19 protein-coding genes and 1 pseudogene are annotated in these 19,072 nt (G+C 67.8%); 16 read left to right on the top strand and 4 right to left on the bottom strand.

Annotation, left to right across the window (positions count from 1 at the left end; genetic code table 11):
• Positions 1 to 12 precede the first annotated feature (12 nt).
• Positions 13 to 1,008: a tripartite tricarboxylate transporter substrate binding protein gene (locus EGT29_RS05355; RefSeq protein ID WP_124688046.1), complete on the top strand. Its 996-nt coding sequence runs from the start codon at positions 13 to 15 to the stop codon at positions 1,006 to 1,008.
• A gap of 134 nt (positions 1,009 to 1,142) precedes the next feature.
• Here EGT29_RS05355 and EGT29_RS28890 read toward each other — a convergent pair.
• Positions 1,143 to 1,298, bottom strand: a pseudogene (locus EGT29_RS28890) (response regulator transcription factor); the annotation flags it as partial.
• 312 nt (positions 1,299 to 1,610) lie between these two features.
• Here EGT29_RS28890 and EGT29_RS05345 point away from each other — a divergent pair.
• The 3 genes from EGT29_RS05345 (at position 1,611) to EGT29_RS05335 (ending at position 4,724) form a co-directional block, all read left to right on the top strand.
• The gene (locus EGT29_RS05345) at positions 1,611 to 2,075 is read left to right on the top strand and encodes a tripartite tricarboxylate transporter TctB family protein (protein ID WP_124688044.1); all 465 of its coding nucleotides are present in this window, start codon (positions 1,611 to 1,613) and stop codon (positions 2,073 to 2,075) included.
• Between the two features lie 12 nt (positions 2,076 to 2,087).
• A complete protein-coding gene (locus tag EGT29_RS05340) occupies positions 2,088 to 3,590 on the top strand; it encodes a tripartite tricarboxylate transporter permease (RefSeq protein ID WP_124688043.1) in 1,503 nt (500 codons plus the stop codon).
• A gap of 231 nt (positions 3,591 to 3,821) precedes the next feature.
• The gene (locus tag EGT29_RS05335) at positions 3,822 to 4,724 is read left to right on the top strand and encodes an NAD(P)-dependent oxidoreductase (RefSeq protein WP_124688042.1); all 903 of its coding nucleotides are present in this window, start codon (positions 3,822 to 3,824) and stop codon (positions 4,722 to 4,724) included.
• Between the two features lie 105 nt (positions 4,725 to 4,829).
• Here EGT29_RS05335 and mobB read toward each other — a convergent pair whose 3' ends face one another.
• Genes mobB through mobA form a run of 3 tightly spaced genes read right to left on the bottom strand, consistent with a single transcriptional unit; the run spans position 4,830 to position 7,244 of the window.
• The gene (mobB, locus tag EGT29_RS05330; protein WP_124688041.1) at positions 4,830 to 5,360 is read right to left on the bottom strand and encodes a molybdopterin-guanine dinucleotide biosynthesis protein B; all 531 of its coding nucleotides are present in this window, start codon (positions 5,358 to 5,360) and stop codon (positions 4,830 to 4,832) included.
• Complete coding sequence (glp, locus tag EGT29_RS05325; RefSeq protein WP_124688040.1) at positions 5,360 to 6,652, bottom strand: gephyrin-like molybdotransferase Glp; 1,293 nt, start codon at positions 6,650 to 6,652, stop codon at positions 5,360 to 5,362. Before glp ends, mobB begins: the two co-directional genes overlap by 1 nt.
• A gap of 4 nt (positions 6,653 to 6,656) precedes the next feature.
• Positions 6,657 to 7,244, bottom strand: coding sequence for a molybdenum cofactor guanylyltransferase MobA (mobA, locus tag EGT29_RS05320; RefSeq protein WP_124688039.1), 588 nt, complete (start codon positions 7,242 to 7,244; stop codon positions 6,657 to 6,659).
• Between the two features lie 113 nt (positions 7,245 to 7,357).
• On the opposite strand from mobA, the gene apbC reads away from it, so the two are divergent.
• The 12 genes from apbC to EGT29_RS05260 all read left to right on the top strand — a co-directional run bounded on the left by apbC (position 7,358) and on the right by EGT29_RS05260 (position 19,065).
• A complete protein-coding gene (gene apbC / locus EGT29_RS05315) occupies positions 7,358 to 8,446 on the top strand; it encodes an iron-sulfur cluster carrier protein ApbC (protein WP_124688038.1) in 1,089 nt (362 codons plus the stop codon).
• Positions 8,447 to 8,457: 11 nt separating this feature from the next.
• A complete protein-coding gene (locus EGT29_RS05310) occupies positions 8,458 to 9,015 on the top strand; it encodes a DUF3305 domain-containing protein (protein ID WP_124688037.1) in 558 nt (185 codons plus the stop codon).
• Positions 9,012 to 9,662, top strand: a complete 651-nt coding sequence (locus tag EGT29_RS05305) for a DUF3306 domain-containing protein (protein ID WP_124688036.1) — start codon at positions 9,012 to 9,014, stop codon at positions 9,660 to 9,662. The genes EGT29_RS05310 and EGT29_RS05305 overlap by 4 nt, the downstream gene beginning before the upstream one ends.
• A gap of 20 nt (positions 9,663 to 9,682) precedes the next feature.
• Positions 9,683 to 11,776 carry a 4Fe-4S binding protein gene (locus EGT29_RS05300; RefSeq protein WP_124688035.1) on the top strand — a complete coding sequence of 698 codons (2,094 nt, stop codon included), beginning with the start codon at positions 9,683 to 9,685 and terminating at the stop codon, positions 11,774 to 11,776.
• Positions 11,773 to 12,402: a molecular chaperone gene (locus EGT29_RS05295; protein WP_124688034.1), complete on the top strand. Its 630-nt coding sequence runs from the start codon at positions 11,773 to 11,775 to the stop codon at positions 12,400 to 12,402. The genes EGT29_RS05300 and EGT29_RS05295 overlap by 4 nt, the downstream gene beginning before the upstream one ends.
• Positions 12,403 to 12,521: 119 nt before the next feature.
• On the top strand, positions 12,522 to 12,728 hold the full coding sequence (locus EGT29_RS05290) for a twin-arginine translocation signal domain-containing protein (RefSeq protein ID WP_124688033.1): 207 nt from the start codon (positions 12,522 to 12,524) through the stop codon (positions 12,726 to 12,728).
• A 15-nt stretch (positions 12,729 to 12,743) separates the two neighbouring features.
• A complete protein-coding gene (locus EGT29_RS05285) occupies positions 12,744 to 15,716 on the top strand; it encodes a formate dehydrogenase subunit alpha (protein ID WP_124688032.1) in 2,973 nt (990 codons plus the stop codon).
• Positions 15,717 to 15,726: 10 nt separating this feature from the next.
• A complete protein-coding gene (fdh3B, locus tag EGT29_RS05280; protein ID WP_124688031.1) occupies positions 15,727 to 16,371 on the top strand; it encodes a formate dehydrogenase FDH3 subunit beta in 645 nt (214 codons plus the stop codon).
• Positions 16,371 to 16,604, top strand: a complete 234-nt coding sequence (locus EGT29_RS05275) for a hypothetical protein (protein ID WP_124688030.1) — start codon at positions 16,371 to 16,373, stop codon at positions 16,602 to 16,604. Before fdh3B ends, EGT29_RS05275 begins: the two co-directional genes overlap by 1 nt.
• A 12-nt stretch (positions 16,605 to 16,616) precedes the next feature.
• Positions 16,617 to 17,783, top strand: a complete 1,167-nt coding sequence (locus EGT29_RS05270; protein ID WP_124688029.1) for a formate dehydrogenase subunit gamma — start codon at positions 16,617 to 16,619, stop codon at positions 17,781 to 17,783.
• 29 nt (positions 17,784 to 17,812) lie between these two features.
• A complete protein-coding gene (locus EGT29_RS05265; RefSeq protein ID WP_124688028.1) occupies positions 17,813 to 18,187 on the top strand; it encodes a hypothetical protein in 375 nt (124 codons plus the stop codon).
• Entirely contained in the window at positions 18,184 to 19,065 is an 882-nt protein-coding gene (locus tag EGT29_RS05260; RefSeq protein WP_124688027.1) for a formate dehydrogenase accessory sulfurtransferase FdhD, read from the top strand. The genes EGT29_RS05265 and EGT29_RS05260 overlap by 4 nt, the downstream gene beginning before the upstream one ends.
• Positions 19,066 to 19,072 lie beyond the last annotated feature (7 nt).

Genomic DNA, 19,072 nt, shown 5'->3' with positions numbered 1-19,072 from the left:
GGAACATCCCTCATGAACCGACGCCGGATCTTGCTCGCCTGCGGCGCGATGGTCGCGGCGGCCAGCCTGTCCGGGCCGGCCGCCGCGCAGGACTCCGCCTACCCCATGCATCCCGTCCGCTTCGTCGTGCCGTATCCCCCCGGCGGCCCGCTGGACATCATGGCGCGCGCGCTGGCCGAAAAAGTCCGCCCCGCGCTGGGCCAGCCCGTGGTCGTCGAAAACAAGCCGGGCGCCGGCGGCAACATCGGCGCCGACCTCGTCGCCAAGTCCGCGCCGGACGGCTACACGCTGGTGATGGGGGCAGTCGCCACGCATGCGATCAACCCGGCGCTCTTCCCTTCCATCCCCTACGATCCGGTCAAGGACTTCGCGCCCATCGTGCTCGTGGCGTCGGTGCCCAACGTCCTGGTGATGAACCCCGCCACGTCCGCCAGGCTGGGCATCCAGACCGTGCAGGACCTGATCGGCTACGCGCGGCGCAACCCGGGCAAGCTCAACATGGGTTCGGGCGGCAACGGCAGTGCCGGGCACCTGGCGGGGGAACTCCTGAAGACCCGCGCCGGCGTATTTGCCGCGCACATCCCCTACGCCGGCGCCACACCAGCGCAGCTGGCGCTGATGAGCGGGCAGACCGACTTCATGTTCGACAACCTCGCCGCCGCCTCGCCGCTGATCGCCGCGGGCAAGCTCAAGGCCCTGGCGGTCACCACGGCGGCCCGGTCGCGCCTGCTGCCCGAGGTGCCGACCATGATGCAGGCCGGCGTGCCGGACTTCGACCTGGGAACGTGGTTCGGGATCTTCGCGCCGGCGCACACGCCTGAAAACGTGGTGCAAAAACTCCATCATGAATACGCGCAGGCGCTCGGCAGCCCCGACATGCGCCAGCGCCTGGCCGGCATGGGCTCGGACGCCGCGCCCGGCACGCCCGCGTCGCTGGCCGCGCTGGTGCAGTCCGACCTGCGCAAGTACGCCGAGATCGTCAGGATCTCGGGCGCCAGGCTGAACTGAGCGGGAGGCCGGATGCAGGTCCGGCCCTCTGCTCAATCGGCGTGGAGATCGCAGTCACCCGCGCCGCCCTCGGCCACCCGCAGGCCCTGCATCTCGGCCACCACCGCCATTTTGTGCGTGTGCATCCGCCAGACCAGTTCGACCGCGTTGCGCACGCCCAGCTTGGCCAGCACCCGCGCGCGATGGACCTCCACGGTCCGGATGGATATGCCCAGCCGGTCGGCGATCACCTTGTTGGCACGCCCCTCGACCAGCAGGTCCATGACTTCGCGTTCCCGTGGCGTCAGGGACTTGCCGCGTTCCCCGCCATCCTGCCACCCGTACATCGACTTCATCGTGCTCCCCCCTTCATTGATAAGCTTGTCATGGGTGGGGTCTTGCGCGCCCCGGGGGAAGTCTGGCACGACACTTCCGGTGCGAAAAAGCTGTCAAGGCTGACAGGAGTCTGAACATCCTATTGATCAATTTGGCACAAAGTTGTGCCGATCCATCATTTTTCGGGAAAACCCCGACTCATTGCGAGCAATTTCGTTATTCACGCTTGCTTCGCGTGAGCTAACATGCCGGCCTTGCAAGTGAAGTCAGATAGGAGCCCACTTCCAATGCGCATTCAGTCAAAACAAAATTTCTGGTCCGGGGTGATGTTCGTCTGCCTCGGGCTATTTTTTGCCGGGTTCGCCGTCGAGTACCAGATGGGGACGGCAGCCAAGATGGGGCCGGGCTACTTCCCGTTCTGGCTGGGCGTGATCCTGGCGATCCTCGGCGCGATCATCGGCATCTCCGCCCTGTCGCCCAAGGCTGAACCCACCGAGATCGCGAAATTCAATCTCAAGACCACGGGCATCATCCTGGGCAACGTGGTGCTGTTCGGCATCCTGCTGCGTCCCCTGGGCGTGTATGTGTCGGCATTCCTGCTCGTGCTGCTGTCCAGCATGGCCAGCCACGAATTCAAGTGGAAAACGGCCATCATCAACGGCATCTGCCTGGTGATTGCCGTCCACCTCATCTTCATTGTGGGCCTGGGTCTGATCTTCCCGCTGTGGCCTTCGTTTCTCGGTTTGAACTAAGGAAAGCCATCCATGGAAGTGTTAGAGCACTTGGCCCTAGGTTTTGAAACGGCGCTTTCGTTTCAGAACATCATCTACGCATTTCTCGGTTGCCTGATCGGGACCTTGGTGGGCGTGCTGCCCGGCTTGGGTCCCGTTCCGACCATCGCGATGCTGCTGCCCATCACCTATGCGCTGCCCCCGGTGGCCGGCCTGATCATGCTGGCCGGTATCTACTACGGCGCCCAGTACGGCGGTTCGACCACCGCCATCCTGGTCAACCTGCCGGGTGAAACCTCCGCGGTGGTGACCTGCCTGGACGGCTACCAGATGGCGCGGAACGGCCGCGCCGGACAGGCGCTGGCCATCGCGGCCATCGGATCGTTCTTCGCCGGCTGCGTGGGTACGCTGCTGATCGCCGCCTTCGCGCCCCCGCTGGCCGAAGTGGCGTTCCAGTTCGGTCCCGCGGAATACTTCTCGCTGATGTGCCTGGGCCTGGTCGGCGCGGTCGTGCTGGCGTCGGGTTCGCTGGTCAAGGCCATCTGCATGATCTTGCTGGGCCTGCTGATCGGCATGGTCGGCACGGACGTGAACTCGGGCGTGGCCCGCTTCTCCTTCGGCATCCCCGAACTGACCGACGGCATCGACTTCGCCGCGGTCGCCATGGGTGTGTTCGGCTTCTCGGAAATCATCAACAACGTCGAGCAGAAGGAAGAGCGCGAAGTCTTCCTGGACAAGATCGGCCACCTGTACCCGACCTGGAGCGACCTGAAGGAAGCCGCGCCCGCCATCATCCGCGGCACGGCCATCGGTTCGTCCCTGGGCATCCTGCCCGGCGGCGGCGCGGTGATGTCTTCGTTCGCCTCGTACACGGTGGAAAAGAAGCTCGCCAAGGATCCCTCCAGCTTCGGCAAGGGCAACATCCGCGGCGTGGCGGGTCCGGAATCGGCCAACAACGCCGGCTCGCAGACCTCCTTCATCCCGCTGCTGACGCTGGGTATCCCGGGTAACGCGATCATGGCGCTGATGGTCGGCGCCATGACCATCCACAACATCCAGCCTGGTCCCCAGGTCATGACCAGCAACCCGGACCTGTTCTGGGGCCTGATCGTGTCGATGTGGATCGGCAACCTGATGCTGGTGATCCTGAACCTGCCGCTGATCGGTATCTGGGTCAAGCTGCTGAAGGTTCCCTACCCCATCCTGTTCCCGGCCATCCTGCTGATCTGCTCGATCGGTGTCTACACGCTGAACTACAACGTGTTCGACATCTGGATGACGGCAGCCTTCGGTCTGATCGGCTACACCTGGTCCAAGCTGAAGTGCGAAGGTGCTCCCCTGCTGCTGGGCCTGGTGCTGGGTCCCATGATGGAAGAGAACTTCCGCCGCGCCCTGCTCCTGTCGCGTGGTGACTTCACGACCTTCGTGACCCGCCCGCTGTCGGCGACCCTGCTGGTCATCGCCGTCATCCTGGTGCTGATCGTGGCCTCTCCCACGATCCGCAGGAAGCGCGAAGAAACCTTCGTCGAAGACTGACGACACCAGCCGCTACAGCGGCTGCAAGAAAAAAGGCGCCTCCGGGCGCCTTTTTTCATTGCCGGGCCGCCCCAAGATGAAAAAGCGCCCCCTTGGGGGGCAGCGCCGCGGCGAAGCGGCAAGCGTGGGGGTCTTTTTTCTTGCGCGCGGCTCGGACATCGCTCCCTTCGCATCCGCCGGAAACCGGCATCCGGGACGCTATACACTTGCCTCTGGCAATGGAGAATCAGCATGGCATCGATTGGCACCAAGACCTACGACAGCACCTCCCCGCTCAACGTCAGCTTCATCGGCCTGGGCGTCATGGGCTTTCCCATGGCCGGCCACCTGGCCCAGGCCGGGCATGCGGTCCGGGTCTACAACCGCACCCCGTCCAAGGCTCGCGACTGGGTGCAGGAATTCGGCGGCAGCCACGCGCCGACCCCGCGCGAAGCTGCCCAGGACGCCGACATGGTCTTCCTGTGCGTCGGCAACGACGACGACCTGCGCAGCGTCGTGCTGGGCGCCGACGGCGCCCTGGCCGGCATGAAGGCCGGCGCGCTGCTGGTGGACCACACCACGGCCTCGGCCAAGGTCGCGCGCGAGCTGCACGCCGCGGCCCGGGACCAGGAAGTCGCCTTCATCGACGCGCCCGTCTCGGGCGGCCAGGCCGGCGCGGTCAACGGCGTGCTCACGGTGATGTGCGGCGGCGACGCCAAGGCCTTCGAACGCATGAAACCCGTGGCGCTGGCCTATTCGCGGGCGGTCACCCTGATCGGCGAATCCGGCGCCGGCCAGTTGGCCAAGATGGTCAACCAGATCTGCATCGCCGGACTGGTGCAGGGGCTGTCCGAGGGCATCGCGTTCGGGCAGAAGGCCGGGCTGGACATGCAGCTCGTCCTGGAGGTGATCTCCAAGGGAGCGGCGCAAAGCTGGCAGATGGAGAACCGCGGCGCGACCATGGTGGACGGCCAGTTCGACTTCGGCTTCGCGGTGGACTGGATGCGCAAGGACCTGGGCCTGGTGCTGGACGAAAGCCGCAGCAACGGCGCGCGGCTGCCCGTCACGGCGCTGGTCGACCAGTTCTATGCCGACGTGCAGCAGATGGGTGGCAGCCGCTGGGACACCTCGTCCCTGATTAAACGGTTAGGGTAGGCCCCCCCTACGCGCTTACGCGCCCCCCCAGGGGGCGGCACCAGCGGACCGGCAAAGCCGGATCCGCGGTGCCCCGGCAACCAACAGGCTGATGAATGGGGTCTGTTAAGCGCTCAGAGCGGCCAGGGTTCGATCTAGCGGCCAGGCCAGGTCCACGACCAGGTTGGCGATGCCGGGCAGGTCGTCCAGGTCGACGAAGGGCAGCGATGCCAGGCCCGCGGGCGGCACGTCGCTGGCGACGGCGCCTATGCTGGCGTCGTCGGGATACAGCCACGGCTTGCCGTTGGCGGCGCGGTGGATCTCGATCTTGACGTGCGGATCGCGCTTGAAACCCTCGACCAGGATGAAGTCGACGGGCGAAAACTTGTTCAACAGCTCGCCCAGGCGGGGCTCGGCCTGGCCCCGCAACTCGTGCATCAGCGCCCAGCGGCTGCCCGAAGCGACCAGCACTTCCCCGGCGCCGGCCTCGCGGTGGCGATGGGAATCCTTGCCTGGCTTGTCGATGTCGAACGAATGGTGCGCATGCTTGAGCGTCGATACGCTATAGCCCTTCTCCCGCAACGCGGGGATCAGCCTCGTCAGCAATGTGGTTTTGCCGGCTCCGCTCCAGCCGGCCAGCCCCAGGACGCGCGTCATCAGATCAGTCCGTCGAAAGGCAGGACGTCGACCGGTTCGCCGGCCGCCACGTTGCCCTGCTCGTGCCCCAGCACGACCAGGCCATTGGCCTGGCTCATGCTGCGCAGGATGCCCGACCCCTGCGAACCGGTGATGCGCACTTCCCAGCCGCCGCCTGCGGCGGGCGTGACGATGCCTCGCTGGTATTCGGTACGCCCCGGCTTCTTGCGGATGGCACTCGCGCTGGCCGCGCGCAGCATGGGCAGCGGCTGGGCCGGCGCGCCGGCCATGGCCAGGAGGGCGTCGCGCACCAGCGCGTAGAACGTCACCATCACGGCCACCGGGTTGCCGGGCAGGCCGAACAGGATGGCGCTGCGTCCACCGGTGGCGATGCGGCCGATGGCCATGGGGCGGCCCGGCCGCATGGCGATGCGCCAGAACAGCACATCGCCCAGCTTCGCCATGATGGCCTTGGTGTAGTCGGCCTCGCCCACGCTCACGCCGCCCGATGTGATGACCACGTCGGCCTGCGCGGCCGCATCGCGGAACGCGGACTCGAGCGCCTGTGGATCGTCTCGCACCACGCCCATGTCGAGCACGTCGACGCCCAGCCGCTGGAGCATGCCCCACAGCGTGTAGCGGTTGCTGTCGTACACGCAGCCCGGATCGAGCGGCTCGCCGATCGAGCGCAGCTCGCTGCCGGTGGAGAAGAACGCCACGCGCAGGCGGCGCCAGACCGGCACCTCGGCGCGGCCGAGCGAGGCCAGCATGCCCAGGTCCGCCGGGCGCAGCACGCGGCCGGCGGACAGGGCCACGTCGCCCCGGGCCAGGTCCTCGCCCGCCAGCCGGCGATTCTCGCCGGCCTTGACCGCGCCGGCGGGCACGACGATACGGTCGCCATCCTGCCGGACGAATTCCTGCGGAATCACGGTATCGAGCCCGTCGGGCATGGTGGCGCCGGTCATGATCCGCACGCACTGTCCGGGCGCGACGCTGCCCGTGTAGCCGTTGCCGGCCAGGCCGCTGCCCACGACCTGCAAGGCCGTGTCGCCGCCGGCGGCCAGGTCGGAACCATAGAACGCGTAGCCGTCCATGGCCGAGTTGTCATGGGCCGGGACGTCGATGTCGGACACGATGTCGCGCGCCAGCACGCGCCCCATGGCCGAGCGCAGCGCCAGCATCTCCACGCCCTCCACGCGCGGCACGAGCCGGGCGATGAATTCGCGGGCCTGCTCGACCGGCAGCGCGTTCGGGTCGTAGCCGCTGACACAGGACGAAATTTCTTCTAGCGAGGGAGCGGGCTTGTCGTTCATGGCATCAGAGCTGCTGCAATTCGGCGATCGTGTTGGCGCCCGCGAAGGCCGCGGGGTCGTCGAAAAGGACCTCGACACAACGATGGGTGGCGGTCCACTTGTCGATCTTGCGCCCCCCCGTGGCGGTGAACGCCACGAGGCTGTCCAGCAGCTCCGCCCGCAGCATGCAGAACACGGGCTGGGTGCGCACGGCGCCGTCCTGGCGGGTGGCCACCATGGCGATCTCGGCGCCGGCCCCGGACAATTCGCCGGCCAGGCGGGCGACGAGGTTCTCGGGAAACTTGGGGGTATCGCAAGGCACGGTGACCAGGTAGTCGGTCTCGCAATGCTCGAGCCCGGTCAGGAATCCGGCCAGCGGCCCCGCGTAGTCGGGCAGCGCATCGGGCCACACCGGCACGCCCATGGATTCGTAGGCCGCCAGGTTGCGGTTGGCGTTGACCAGCACCTGTCCCACCTGGGGCCCCAGCCTGAGCAGCGCATGCATGGCCATCGGAATGCCCTGGTAGTTCTGCAGGCCCTTGTCGACGCCGCCCATGCGGCTGCCGCGCCCGCCAGCCAGGATCAAGCCGGTAATGGAGTCCTTGTCGATCATGCGGCTGAGTATAGACGAGGCGCCACGGATTTCGCCGCCCGCGGGCTGGTGGTCTAATATCCCTCATCGGCCTGCGACACGCAGCGTCCCACTTACGAGTCCGCCCCCTTCCCATGGCCACTTCCGAAACCCTGCTCCAGGCCCTGCAAACCGTCGTCGATCCCAATACCGGCAAGGATTTCGTCTCGACGCGCAGCATCAGGAACATCGAGATCAACGGCGGCGACGTCTCCTTCGACGTCCTGCTCGGCTACCCCGCCAAGAGCCAGGTCCCCGCCCTGCGCAGCGCGCTGATCGCGGCGGCCCGTGCCGTGCCCGGCGTCGCCAACGTCAGCGCCAACGTGCGCAGCGAGATCATCGCCCACGCGGTCCAGCGCGGCGTGCCGCTGCTCCAGGGCGTCAAGAACATCGTCGCCGTCGCCTCGGGCAAGGGCGGCGTGGGCAAGAGCACCACGGCGGTCAACCTGGCCCTGGCGCTGGCGGCCGAAGGCGCGCGCGTCGGCCTGCTCGACGCCGACATCTACGGCCCCAGCCAGCCGCTCATGATGGGCATCGATGCGCGCCCCGTCAGCGACGACGGCAAGACCATGGAGCCGCTCGAGAACTACGGCGTGCAGGTCATGTCCATCGGCTTCCTGGTGGCCCACGACGAAGCGATGATCTGGCGCGGCCCCATGGCGGTGCAGGCGCTCGAGCAGCTGCTGCGGCAAACCAACTGGAAGGATCTCGACTATCTGATCGTCGACATGCCCCCCGGGACGGGCGACATCCAGCTCACGCTCAGCCAGCGCGTGCCCATGACCGGCGCCGTCATCGTCACCACGCCGCAGGACATCGCGCTGCTGGACGCCCGCAAGGGCATCAAGATGTTCGAGAAGGTGGGCGTGCCCATCCTGGGCGTGGTCGAGAACATGGCCGTGCACGTGTGCAGCCAGTGCGGGCATGTCGAACACATCTTCGGCGCCGAGGGCGGCAAGAAGATGGCGGCCGAATACGACACGCCCTACCTGGGGGCGCTGCCGCTGGACATCAACATCCGGCTGCAGGCCGACAGCGGCAAGCCCTCCGTGGTGGCCGACCCCGACGGCGAGATCGCCGGCCTGTACAAGACCGTCGCGCGCCAGGTAGCCGTAGCCATCGCCGCCCGGAACAAGGACTTCTCGTCCAAGTTCCCCACCATCTCCATCAGCGCCGACTCCTGACCGAGGCCGCCATGACCAGCCAGGCTCCCCGCATCGACGTCGCCGTGATCATGCGCAAGGAGCGCGTCCACGGCCCGATGAGCCGGTGGCAGCCCTGGCGATGGACGCTGGCGGACGTGGTGGCCGACGAGCCGGCGTTCGGCGGCGCGCCCCACCGGCTGCGCAAGGACGCTCAAGGCGAGCTCTGGCTGCATCCCGGCTTCGCGGTCGAGCTGTTCAAGGACGACGCCGAGGGCTACTACCTGAACGCCACGACCGAGGCGCCCTGCTGGTTCGTGATGTGGCGGATGGAAGAAGCCCCCGGCCTGGACGACGAACCGCTGGCGCGGCCGGAGCTGGTCACGCTCAGCTACTATCACGCGGGCCGCCTGCTGGACGCGCAGGAAACCGTTGAACAAGTGCCCGCCCCCGCCGACATCGTGGGGTGGCTGCGCGGCTTCGTGGCGGAGCACTATGTGGCCGAGCCCAAGCGCAAGCGGCGCCCGGTCAGCTTCGTGCCGCTGCAGGACCGCTTCGGCAACCCGGCGTCGGTCAGTACCGGCAGGCGCAAGAACACCGAAGAGCCATGAACGACGACGGCGCAGGCTTCCTGGGCCGCTGGTCGCGGCGCAAGGCTCAATCCCGGACAAGCACGGACGAACGGGCCGCCGATGCCGGACCCGCGCCCGAGGCCGGGCCTGATCCGCGCGATGCCGCGCCAGGCGTGCCCGCCATGTCGTCCACGCATGCGCGCCCCGCCGACGAAACCCCGGCCCCCGGCCCGGGCGCGGCGCATGCGCCGGACACCGCCGACCAGCCCCCGCCCGCGCCGACGCGGGAAGACCTGGCGGCGCTGACGCACGACTCCGACTTCTCGCCCTTCATGCAGGCGGCGGTCGAACCCGACGTCAAGCTGGCCGCGCTCAAGAAACTTTTCTCCGATCCGCACTACAACGTCATGGACGGGCTGGACGTCTACATCGACGATTACTCCTCGCCCGAAAAGCTGCCCGAATCCACGCTCAGGCAAATGGTCAGCGCGCGCGTGCTGGCCCTGGTCCAGGACGATCCCGCCCCGCCTTCCGGCGATCCGGCACCCGGCCACGACCCCGCCAGCGAAGCGCCGGCCGATGATGACGCGCAGGGTTCCGTGCTAGAGTCTGGCGCATCCACAGGCCATACGCCCAGCGACGGCCAGACGCATTTCGACTTTCCCGAGCCCGACCCCTCCAGGTAGCCGGGCTCTCCAGAGCGCCCATGCCTACACTGATCTGCGACTGCAACAAGACCATGCCCCTGGACGCCGATGCGCTCGGCACGGCCCTGGACGAAAAGCTGGTTCTGCACTCCACGCTCTGCCGCCACGAAGCCGGCGCCTTCCAGCAGGCCGTGACCGGCAGCGCGCCCGTCACCGTCGCCTGTACCCAGGAAAAGCGCCTGTTCGCCCAGATCGGCGAACACACCGAGGCCGCCGTCGCCCCGGTGCGCTTCGTCAACATCCGTGAAACCGGAGGCTGGAGCCGCGACGCCTCGCAGGCCATGCCCAAGCTTGCCGCGCTGCTGGCGGCCGCTCGGCTGCCGGATCCCGAACCGGTCCCCACGGTCAGCTATCGCAGCGCGGGCCGCCTGCTCATCGTCGGCCCGCTGGACGAAGCCGAACGCGCCGCGGCCATGCTGGACGACACGCTCGAGGTCACGATCTTCGCGCGCGGCCCCGGCGCGGCGGGCGCGAACCAGGAACGGCGCCATCCCGTGCTGGCGGGCCGCGTGGAATCGCTGCAAGGCTGGCTGGGCGCATTCGACCTGGCCTGGGTGCAGGACAACCCCATCGACCTCGACCTGTGCACGCGCTGCAATGCCTGTCTTGCCGCGTGTCCCGAAGGCGCGATCGGCCTCGACTACCAGATCGACCGTGACCGCTGCCGCGACCATCGCGCCTGCGTGGCATCCTGTACGACCGCGGGCGCGATCGACTTCGCCCGCTCCCCGGAACGGCAGGAAGCGCGCTTCGACCTGGTCCTGGAGCTGGGTGGCCGCACGCTGTTCGAGCAGCACGCGCCGCCGCAGGGCTATTTCGCCTGGAACGGCGCGGACCCGATGCCGCTCCTGCGCTTGCGCGAGCTGGTCGGCGAATTCGAGAAGCCCAAGTTCTTCGACTACAAGCAGTCGCTATGCGCGCACAGCCGCAACGACACGGTCGGCTGCCGCGCCTGTATCGACATCTGCTCGGCCCGCGCCATCGAGAGCGACAAGGCGCGCCAGCAGATCAAGGTCAATCCCAACCTGTGCGTGGGCTGCGGCGCCTGTACCACCGCGTGTCCGACCGGCGCGATCACCTATGCCTATCCGCGCATGACGGACCAGGGCACGGTGCTGCGCACGCTACTGTCCACCTACACACGCGCCGGCGGCCAGGCCCCCGTCGTGCTGGTGCACAGCCAGGAGGCCGGCCGCGCGCTGATCGAGCGCCTGGGCCGCGACGCCAGCCTGGGCAGGGCCCAGGGCCTGCCCGCCAATGTCATCCCGCTGGGCGTCTGGCATACCGCCAGCCTCGGCCTGGAAGCGTGGCTGGGCGCCGTCGCGCTGGGCGCCTCGCAGATCGCGATCCTGGCCACGGCCGAGGAAGCGCCGCAGTACCTGGACAATCTGGCCGCGCAACTCGCGCTGGGCCAGGCCATCCTCGACGGCCTGGGCTATCCGGGACCGCACCTGCACCTGCTGCGCCCCGATACGCCGCAGGCGCTGGATGCGGCGCTGCGCGAACTGGCGGCGCGCCGCCCCGGCGTACCGGCCGCGCCGGCGCGCTTCGCCATGGTGCGCGAGAAACGCAGCACGCTGGACCTCGCGCTGGACCACCTGATCGCCCACGCCCCGGCCGCGCGGGACGAAATCGCGCTGCCCGGCGGCCCGCCGGGCAGCGGCTCGCCCATCGGCAGCCTGGCCATCGACAAGGACGCCTGTACGCTGTGCATGAGCTGCGTGGGAGCCTGTCCGTCCAGCGCGCTGCTCGACAACCCGGACGCGCCCCAACTGCGCTTCCTGGAAAAAAACTGCGTGCAGTGCGGCCTGTGCGTCGAGACCTGCCCCGAGGATGCGCTGGCCCTCGTGCCGCGCCTGCTGCCCACGCCCGAGCGCGCCCGGACCCGCGTGCTGAACGAGACCACCCCCTATCACTGCGTGCGCTGCGGCAAGGCCTTCGGCACGCAGAAGGCCATCGAGGCCATGCTGGACCGGCTGGGCAGCCACCCGATGTTCCAGGGCGCGGGCCAGGAACGACTGAAGATGTGCGGCGACTGCCGCGTGATCGACCTGTACTCGGGCGCCAGCCAGGCGCGCATCACGGACCTATGAACGCATCCATTTCCCCCGCCGACATCGGCTCGGCCTCGCTCGACGAAGAGATCGCTCGGGCCGAACTCTACGGCGTGCTGGCGCGCCTGTTCTACGCGCCGCCCGACGCCGCCTTCGCGGCCAGCCTGCGCGCGGCCGCCACCGACGCCCCGATGGCGGGCGCCTTCCTGGAAACCCCGTGGCGCGATCTCGTGGCCGCCGCCCAGGCCGCCGACGACACGGCGCTGCGCGACGAGTACGAAACCTTGTTCGGCGGCCTGGGCAAGCCCGAGGTCTACCTGTACGGGTCGCACTACCTGAACGGCTTCCTGAACGAGAAATCGCTGATCGGGCTGAGGAACGACCTCGCCGCCCTGGGCCTGGCGCGGGATCCGGCCATGCCCGAGACCGAGGATCACATCGCCTACCTGTGCGAGGTCATGCGCTACCTGATCGCCGGAGACGACGCCGGCCAATGCCACCTGGCCAACCAGCGGAAATTCTTCGGCGACCATCTGCTGCCGTGGGTGCCCGCCATGTGCGACGCCCTGTCGGCCCACCCGCGCGCCCGCTTCTACGCGGCGCTGGGCGAATTCACGCGGGCCTTCGCCAGCGTGGAAGCACAGGGCTTCGACATGCTGCCCTGACGCGCTACGGTCGAGGGTATACCCGAGGCCCGGAACGGCCCGCGGCATTGCCTGTAACCGGTTACCGGGGGTACAGTATGCACAGCACTTCATATCTGCCAGCCCCAACGGAGACAGAGATGCCCAAGACCGCCGCCAACCTATCCCGCCGGGGTTTCTTCGTAGGTGCCGCCACCGCGGGCGCCGCTGCCGTCGGCGCCGCCGTCGCGCCCTCGCTGCGCCCCGACCCGACCCCGCAGGCCGACGCCAGGCCCGCCCCCGAACGGGGCGGCGGCTACAGCGTGACCGATCACGTCAAGCGCTACTACAAGTCCACGCTGGTCTAACCACCGGAGCACGGCATGTTGCTGACCAAGAAAACGGGCGCCGGCGACTCCGGCGCATCTTCATCCTCGTTCGTCCACAGCCTGCGCCGCGGCATGGCCCACGCGCTGCCCACCATGGACCGCCGCACCTTCCTGCGCCGCTCGGGCCTGGGCGTCGGCGCGGGGCTCGCCGCCACGCAGCTCGGCCTGGTCAGGAAGGCCGGCGCGGCCGACGGCGACCAGAAGGCCGGCATGGGCAAGGGCAAGGTCGAAGTCAGGCGCACCGTCTGTACGCACTGTTCGGTGGGCTGTTCGATCGACGCCGTGGTCGAGAACGGCGTCTGGGTCCGCCAGGAACCGGTGTTCGATTCGCCCATCAACCTGGGCGCGCACTGCGCCAAGGGCGCCTCGGTGCGCGAGCACGGCCACGGCGAGCACCGCCTGCGCTATCCGATGAAGCTGGTCGACGGCAAGTACCAGCGCATCAGCTGGGATACCGCGCTGGAGGAAATCTCGGCCCGCATGCTGCAGTTGCGCAAGGAAACCGGCCCGGACTCGGTCTACGTGATCGGCTCGTCCAAGCACAACAACGAGCAGTCCTACCTGCTGCGCAAGTTCATGAGCTTCTGGGGCAGCAACAACTGCGACCACCAGGCGCGCATCTGCCACTCGACCACGGTCGCCGGCGTAGCCAATACCTGGGGCTACGGGGCCATGACCAACTCGTACAACGACATGCAGAACTCGAAGGCTGCGTTGTACATCGGCTCGAACGCCGCCGAGGCCCACCCGGTGTCCATGCTGCACCTGCTGCACGCCAAGGAAAAGGGCTGCAAGGTCATCGTCGCCGACCCCCGCTTCACCCGCACGGCCGCCAAGGCCGACCACTACGTCCGCATCCGGTCCGGCACCGACATTCCCTTCCTGTTCGGCGTGCTGTACCACATCTTCAAGAACGGCTGGGAAGACAAGAAGTACATCAACGACCGCGTCTACGGCATGGACCAGGTCAAGGCCGACGTCCTGGCCAAGTGGACGCCGGACAAGGTCCTGGATGCCTGCGGCGTGGACGAGGCCACCTGCTACAACGTCGCCAAGACCATGGCCGAGAACCGCCCCAGCACGCTGGTGTGGTGCATGGGCCAGACCCAGCACAGCATCGGCAACGCCATGGTGCGCGCCTCCTGCATCGTGCAGCTCGCGCTGGGCAACGTCGGCGTCTCCGGCGGCGGCGCCAACATCTTCCGCGGCCATGACAACGTGCAAGGCGCGACCGACATCGGCCCCAACCCCGATTCGCTGCCCGGCTACTACGGCCTGGCCGAGGGCTCGTGGCGCCACTACGCCAAGGTCTGGGACGTCGACTACGACTGGATCAAGAGCCGCTACGCCTCGCCCGCGATGATGACCAAGTCGGGCATCACCGTCTCGCGCTGGATAGACGGCGTGCTGGAAAAGAACGACGTCATCGACCAGGACTCCAACCTGCGCGCCGTCTTCTATTGGGGCCATGCGCCCAACTCGCAGACGCGCGGCCTGGAAATGAAGCGGGCCATGGACAAGCTCGACCTGCTGGTCGTGGTCGATCCGTACCCGTCGGCCACCGCCGCGATGGCGGCCATGCCCGGCAAGAGCGAAGACCTGAACCCCAACCGCGCCGTCTACCTGCTGCCGGCGGCCACGCAGTTCGAGACCAGCGGCTCCTGTACCGCCTCGAACCGCTCGCTGCAATGGCGCGAGAAGGTCATCGATCCGCTGTGGGACAGCCGCACCGACCACATGATCATGTACCAGCTCGCGCAGAAACTCGGCTTCGGCGCCGAGCTGTGCAAGAACTACAAGATGCAGAAGGTCAAGGGCCTGGACGAGCCGGTAATCGAGGACATCCTGCGCGAAATCAACCGCAGCAACTGGACCATCGGCTACACCGGCCAGAGCCCGGAACGGCTCAAGGCCCACATGCGGCTGATGCACGCCTTCGACGTCAAGACCCTGCGCGCCAAGGGCAGCGTGGTCGACAAGGAAACCGGCTACGACATCCAGGGCGACTACTTCGGCCTGCCCTGGCCCTGCTTCGGCACGCCCGAGCTCAAGCACCCCGGTTCGCCCAACCTGTACGACACCTCCCGCCACGTCATGGACGGCGGCGGCAACTTCCGCGCGAACTTCGGCGTGGAACGCAACGGCGTCAACCTGCTGGCCGAAGACGGCTCGCACTCCAAGGGCGCCGACATCCCCACCGGCTATCCGGAATTCGACCACGTGCTGATGAAGAAGCTCGGCTGGTGGGACGAACTGACCGATGCCGAGAAGGCCGCGGCCGAGGGCAAGAACTGGAAGACCGACCTGTCCGGCGGCATCATCCGCGTGGTGATGAAGAACCACGGCTGCTACCCCTTCGGCAACGCCAAGGCACGCGCGGTGGTCTGGAACTTCCCCGACCCCATCCCGCAGCACCGCGAACCGATCTACGGCACGCGCCCCGACCTCGTCGCCAAGTACCCCACCCACGACGACATGAAGACCTTCTGGCGCCTGCCGACGCTGTACAAGTCGCTGCAGCAGAAGAACGTCGAGGACAAGCTGTACGAGAAATTCCCCATCATCCTGACCTCCGGCCGCCTGACCGAATACGAGGGGGGCGGCGACGAGACCCGGTCCAATCCCTGGCTGGCCGAGCTGCAGCAGGAAAGCTTCGTCGAAATCAACCCGAAGGCGGCCGCCGAACGCGGCATCACCAACGGCTCACGCTGCTGGGTGGTCACGCCCACCGGCGCGCGGCTCAACGTGCAGGCCCTGGTCACCGAACGGGTCGGGCCCGACACCGCCTTCATGCCCTTCCATTTCGCCGGCCGCTGGCAAGGCAAGGACCTCCTGGCCTACTACCCCGAGGGCGCGGCCCCCGTCGTGCGCGGCGAAGCGGTCAACACCGGCACCACCTACGGCTACGACAGCGTCACCATGATGCAGGAAACCAAGACCACCATCTGCAACATCGAGAAGGCATAAGGAGCGCGCCATGGCCAGAATGAAGTTCATCTGCGATGCGGAGCGCTGCATCGAATGCAATGCCTGCGTCACCGCCTGCAAGAACGAGCACGAGGTGCCGTGGGGCGTGAACCGCCGGCGCGTGGTCACGCTGAACGACGGCGTGCCGGGCGAGAAATCCATCTCGGTGGCCTGCATGCACTGCAGTGACGCGCCGTGCATGGCGGTCTGCCCGGTCAACTGCTTCTACCACACCGACGAAGGCGTGGTGCTGCACAACAAGGACACCTGCATAGGCTGCGGCTATTGCTCGTACGCCTGTCCGTTCGGTGCCCCGCAGTTCCCCTCGCAGGGCACCTTCGGCGTGCGCGGCAAGATGGACAAGTGCACCTTCTGCGCCGGCGGTCCCGAGGCCCATGGCAGCGAGGCCGAGTTCGAGAAATACGGCCGCAACCGGCTGGCCGAGGGCAAACTGCCCGCCTGTGCCGAGATGTGCTCGACCAAGGCGCTGCTGGGCGGCGACGGCGACGTGATCGCCGACATCTTCCGCACCCGCGTCGTCGCGCGCGGCAAGGGCGCCGAAGTCTGGGGCTGGGGCACCGCCTACGGCTCCAAGCAGGCCGGCCAGCCGCCGCAGAATCCCCAGCCGGGCGGTACAACCACCGGAGGCAAGTGATGAAAGCCAGCGTCTTTCTCGCCATCCTGCTCGTTTTCGGCACCGCCGCCTGCACCGAACGGGAGCAGTCGCTCTACCAGGGCAAGGTCCAGAACGGCGAGCCCGCGTACAAGGGCACCGGCGTCTCGGCCTTCACCGCGCCGGGCTGGACGCCGGGCGACCGGAACAGCTGGGCACAGGAACTCAAGTCCCGGACCCAGCAAGGCCAGAACGAATACAACCGGGTGAACTGACCGGAGGTCGCCATGATACGGTCGCTACTTGCCGCGCTCGCCCTGTTCGGCGCCATGCTGGCATCCCCCGCCACCCTGGCGGCGGATGCCGCGCAGCCCCCCGCCGGCACCTCGATGGGTGCCATCCAGAGCGCCAACATCTTCGAGGTCAAGCCCGACGCCAGCCAGGACCCGGGCTATGCCGACCAGACCAACGCCGAACGCGCCAAGGTCCAGCCGGGCAACAACGCGCCGAACTGGCGCTTGGTCAATTCCGGCCAGCCCGGCTATAGCAGCCTGCCGCGCAGCGAGGCCCCGGAAGCCGGCGTGCTGATCCAGCGCTTCGTGCAGTACCCGGGCTCGAAATACACCTCGGCCGGCGAAGCCTGGCGGCAGGTGCGCAACAACTGGCTGATCCCCTATGGCGGTTCGCTGCTGCTGATCGTGCTGGTCGCCATCGCGCTGTTCTACTTCACCAAGGGGCCTCTTACGGTCCACGGCGCCGAAACCGGCCGCAAGATCGAACGCTTCACGTATTTCGAACGGGCGGCTCACTGGGTCAATGCCATCGCATTCGTGATCCTGGCGATCTCGGGCCTGATCATGGCCTTCGGCAAGTTCTTCCTGCTGCCCATCATGGGCAGCGCCCTGTTCGGCTGGATGACCTGGGTGCTCAAGACCGGCCACAACTTCGTGGGCCCGCTGTTCGCGGTCTCGCTGGTGGTGGTCTTCCTTACCTTCATCCGCGACAACCTGCCCACGCGCGACGACATGGTCTGGCTGCGCAAGGGCGGCGGCCTGTTCAACGGCCAGCACGTTCCCACCGGCCGCTTCAACGCCGGGGAAAAGCTCGTGTTCTGGGGCGGCGTGCTGTTCCTGGGCTTCATCGTCATCGGGTCCGGGCTGGTGCTGGACCGGGTCATTCCCGGTCTGGTCTACACCCGCGGCACCATGCAGATCGCCCACATGGTCCACGCCGTGGCGACCATCCTGATGATGTGCATGTTCCTGGGCCACATCTACCTGGGCACCCTAGGCATGAAAGGCGCCTACAAGGCCATGAAGACCGGCTACGTGGACGAGGCCTGGGCCCGCGAGCACCACGAACTCTGGTACAACGACATCCAGGCGGGCAAGATCCCCGCCCAGCGCACCCAGCCTGCGCAGAAGAAGCCGGACACCCGGCCGGCGAACGCCTGAACCCGCCGGCCTCGACCAGGAGATCCCGCATGAAAACCGCCCTCGCGCTGCTGCTGGCCGTCTTCTCCACCGCGGCCCTGGCCAAGCTACCTCCGCCCAGCCCCGAGGCCCAGGCCAAGGCGGCCGAGGCCGCCGCCCGTACCGCCTGGACCGCCAAGGTCGACGGCTACAAGCTCTGCCAGGCGCAGAACAAGACCGCGTCCGTCTACTTCGCCAGCGCGCGCGCCGCCGGCAAGTCCGTGCACGAGCCCGCGTCCATGCCGCCTTGCGCCGATCCGGGCCCGTTCGCCTACACGCCGCCCGAGGCCAAGCCGCTGGAAGCGGCCGGCGCGCATTCTCCTTCGGAAACGGCCAAGGCGCCGCACAACACCGCCGCGCCCGACGCCGCCACGCCCAAACAGTGACCGCAGCGCCCCGCCACCGTCCTTTCCTGACCGACGCCCGTGCGCCACTGACGCGCGAGATCACCGTCGTCAACGAACATGGCCTGAGCGACACGGTTTCCATCCCGGCCGAGCGGTCGCTGACCGTCTACGTCGACAAGCGCGAACTGGTCACGCTGATGACCCTGGGCGCCTTGCCCGAACTGCTGGTGCTGGGCTATCTGCGCAACCAGCGCCTGGTGCGCTCCATCGACGAGGTCGAGGCGGTCACCGTCGATTGGGAAGTCCAGGCGGCGGCGGTGCAGACACGCCATGGCATCCAGGACCTCGACGCTCGCACTTCCCAGCGCGTGGTCACCACCGGCTGTGGCCAGGGCAGCGTCTTCGGCGGGTTGATGGACGAGATCGACGACATCCGCCTGCCCGAAAACGCCCACCTCACCCAGGCCCAGCTCTACGGCCTGCTCGATGCCATCCGGCTGCAGGAGACCACCTACAAGTCCGCCGGCTCCGTGCACGGGTGCGCGTTGTTCCAGGGCGAGCGCATGCTGATGTTCGTCGAGGACGTCGGGCGCCACAACGCCATCGACACTATCGCCGGATGGATGTGGCTGCAGGACCCGGCCCGGATGGCGGGCCACGACAAGGTGTTCTACACCACGGGCCGCCTTACCAGCGAAATGATCATCAAGGCGGCGCAGATGGGCATCCCCATCGTCGTCTCGCGCAGCGGCATCACGCAGATGGGCTTCGAACTGGCGGAACGCCTGGGCCTGTGCGCGATCGGCCGCGCCACCAACAAGCATTTCCTCTGCTACACGGCGCCCTGGCGCCTGGCCTTGCAGCCCGAGCTGGCCGCGGCGCCCCGCCCCGTTCGAACCGCGCCGCAGGGCGCCTGACCGGACC

Source organism: Pigmentiphaga sp. H8, from assembly GCF_003854895.1.
Taxonomy (GTDB): Bacteria; Pseudomonadota; Gammaproteobacteria; order Burkholderiales; family Burkholderiaceae_B; genus Pigmentiphaga.
This window is presented reverse-complemented; position numbering and strand designations above follow the sequence as displayed.

Bases quoted from the DNA above. Each gene is read 5' to 3' on its own strand.
- glp (WP_124688040.1), bottom strand. From the start codon at position 6,652: ATGAACGACAAGCCCGCTCCCTCGCTAGAAGAAATTTCGTCCTGTGTC.
- mobA (WP_124688039.1), bottom strand. From the start codon at position 7,244: ATGATCGACAAGGACTCCATTACCGGCTTGATCCTGGCTGGCGGGCGC.
- EGT29_RS05345 (WP_124688044.1), top strand. From the start codon at position 1,611: ATGCGCATTCAGTCAAAACAAAATTTCTGGTCCGGGGTGATGTTCGTC.
- EGT29_RS05285 (WP_124688032.1), top strand. From the start codon at position 12,744: ATGTTGCTGACCAAGAAAACGGGCGCCGGCGACTCCGGCGCATCTTCA.
- apbC (WP_124688038.1), top strand. From the start codon at position 7,358: ATGGCCACTTCCGAAACCCTGCTCCAGGCCCTGCAAACCGTCGTCGAT.
- EGT29_RS05270 (WP_124688029.1), top strand. From the start codon at position 16,617: ATGATACGGTCGCTACTTGCCGCGCTCGCCCTGTTCGGCGCCATGCTG.
- EGT29_RS05310 (WP_124688037.1), top strand. From the start codon at position 8,458: ATGACCAGCCAGGCTCCCCGCATCGACGTCGCCGTGATCATGCGCAAG.
- EGT29_RS05355 (WP_124688046.1), top strand. From the start codon at position 13: ATGAACCGACGCCGGATCTTGCTCGCCTGCGGCGCGATGGTCGCGGCG.
- EGT29_RS05290 (WP_124688033.1), top strand. From the start codon at position 12,522: ATGCCCAAGACCGCCGCCAACCTATCCCGCCGGGGTTTCTTCGTAGGT.
- EGT29_RS05305 (WP_124688036.1), top strand. From the start codon at position 9,012: ATGAACGACGACGGCGCAGGCTTCCTGGGCCGCTGGTCGCGGCGCAAG.
- EGT29_RS05300 (WP_124688035.1), top strand. From the start codon at position 9,683: ATGCCTACACTGATCTGCGACTGCAACAAGACCATGCCCCTGGACGCC.
- EGT29_RS05275 (WP_124688030.1), top strand. From the start codon at position 16,371: ATGAAAGCCAGCGTCTTTCTCGCCATCCTGCTCGTTTTCGGCACCGCC.
- EGT29_RS05295 (WP_124688034.1), top strand. From the start codon at position 11,773: ATGAACGCATCCATTTCCCCCGCCGACATCGGCTCGGCCTCGCTCGAC.
- fdh3B (WP_124688031.1), top strand. From the start codon at position 15,727: ATGGCCAGAATGAAGTTCATCTGCGATGCGGAGCGCTGCATCGAATGC.
- EGT29_RS05340 (WP_124688043.1), top strand. From the start codon at position 2,088: ATGGAAGTGTTAGAGCACTTGGCCCTAGGTTTTGAAACGGCGCTTTCG.
- mobB (WP_124688041.1), bottom strand. From the start codon at position 5,360: ATGACGCGCGTCCTGGGGCTGGCCGGCTGGAGCGGAGCCGGCAAAACC.
- EGT29_RS05265 (WP_124688028.1), top strand. From the start codon at position 17,813: ATGAAAACCGCCCTCGCGCTGCTGCTGGCCGTCTTCTCCACCGCGGCC.
- EGT29_RS05335 (WP_124688042.1), top strand. From the start codon at position 3,822: ATGGCATCGATTGGCACCAAGACCTACGACAGCACCTCCCCGCTCAAC.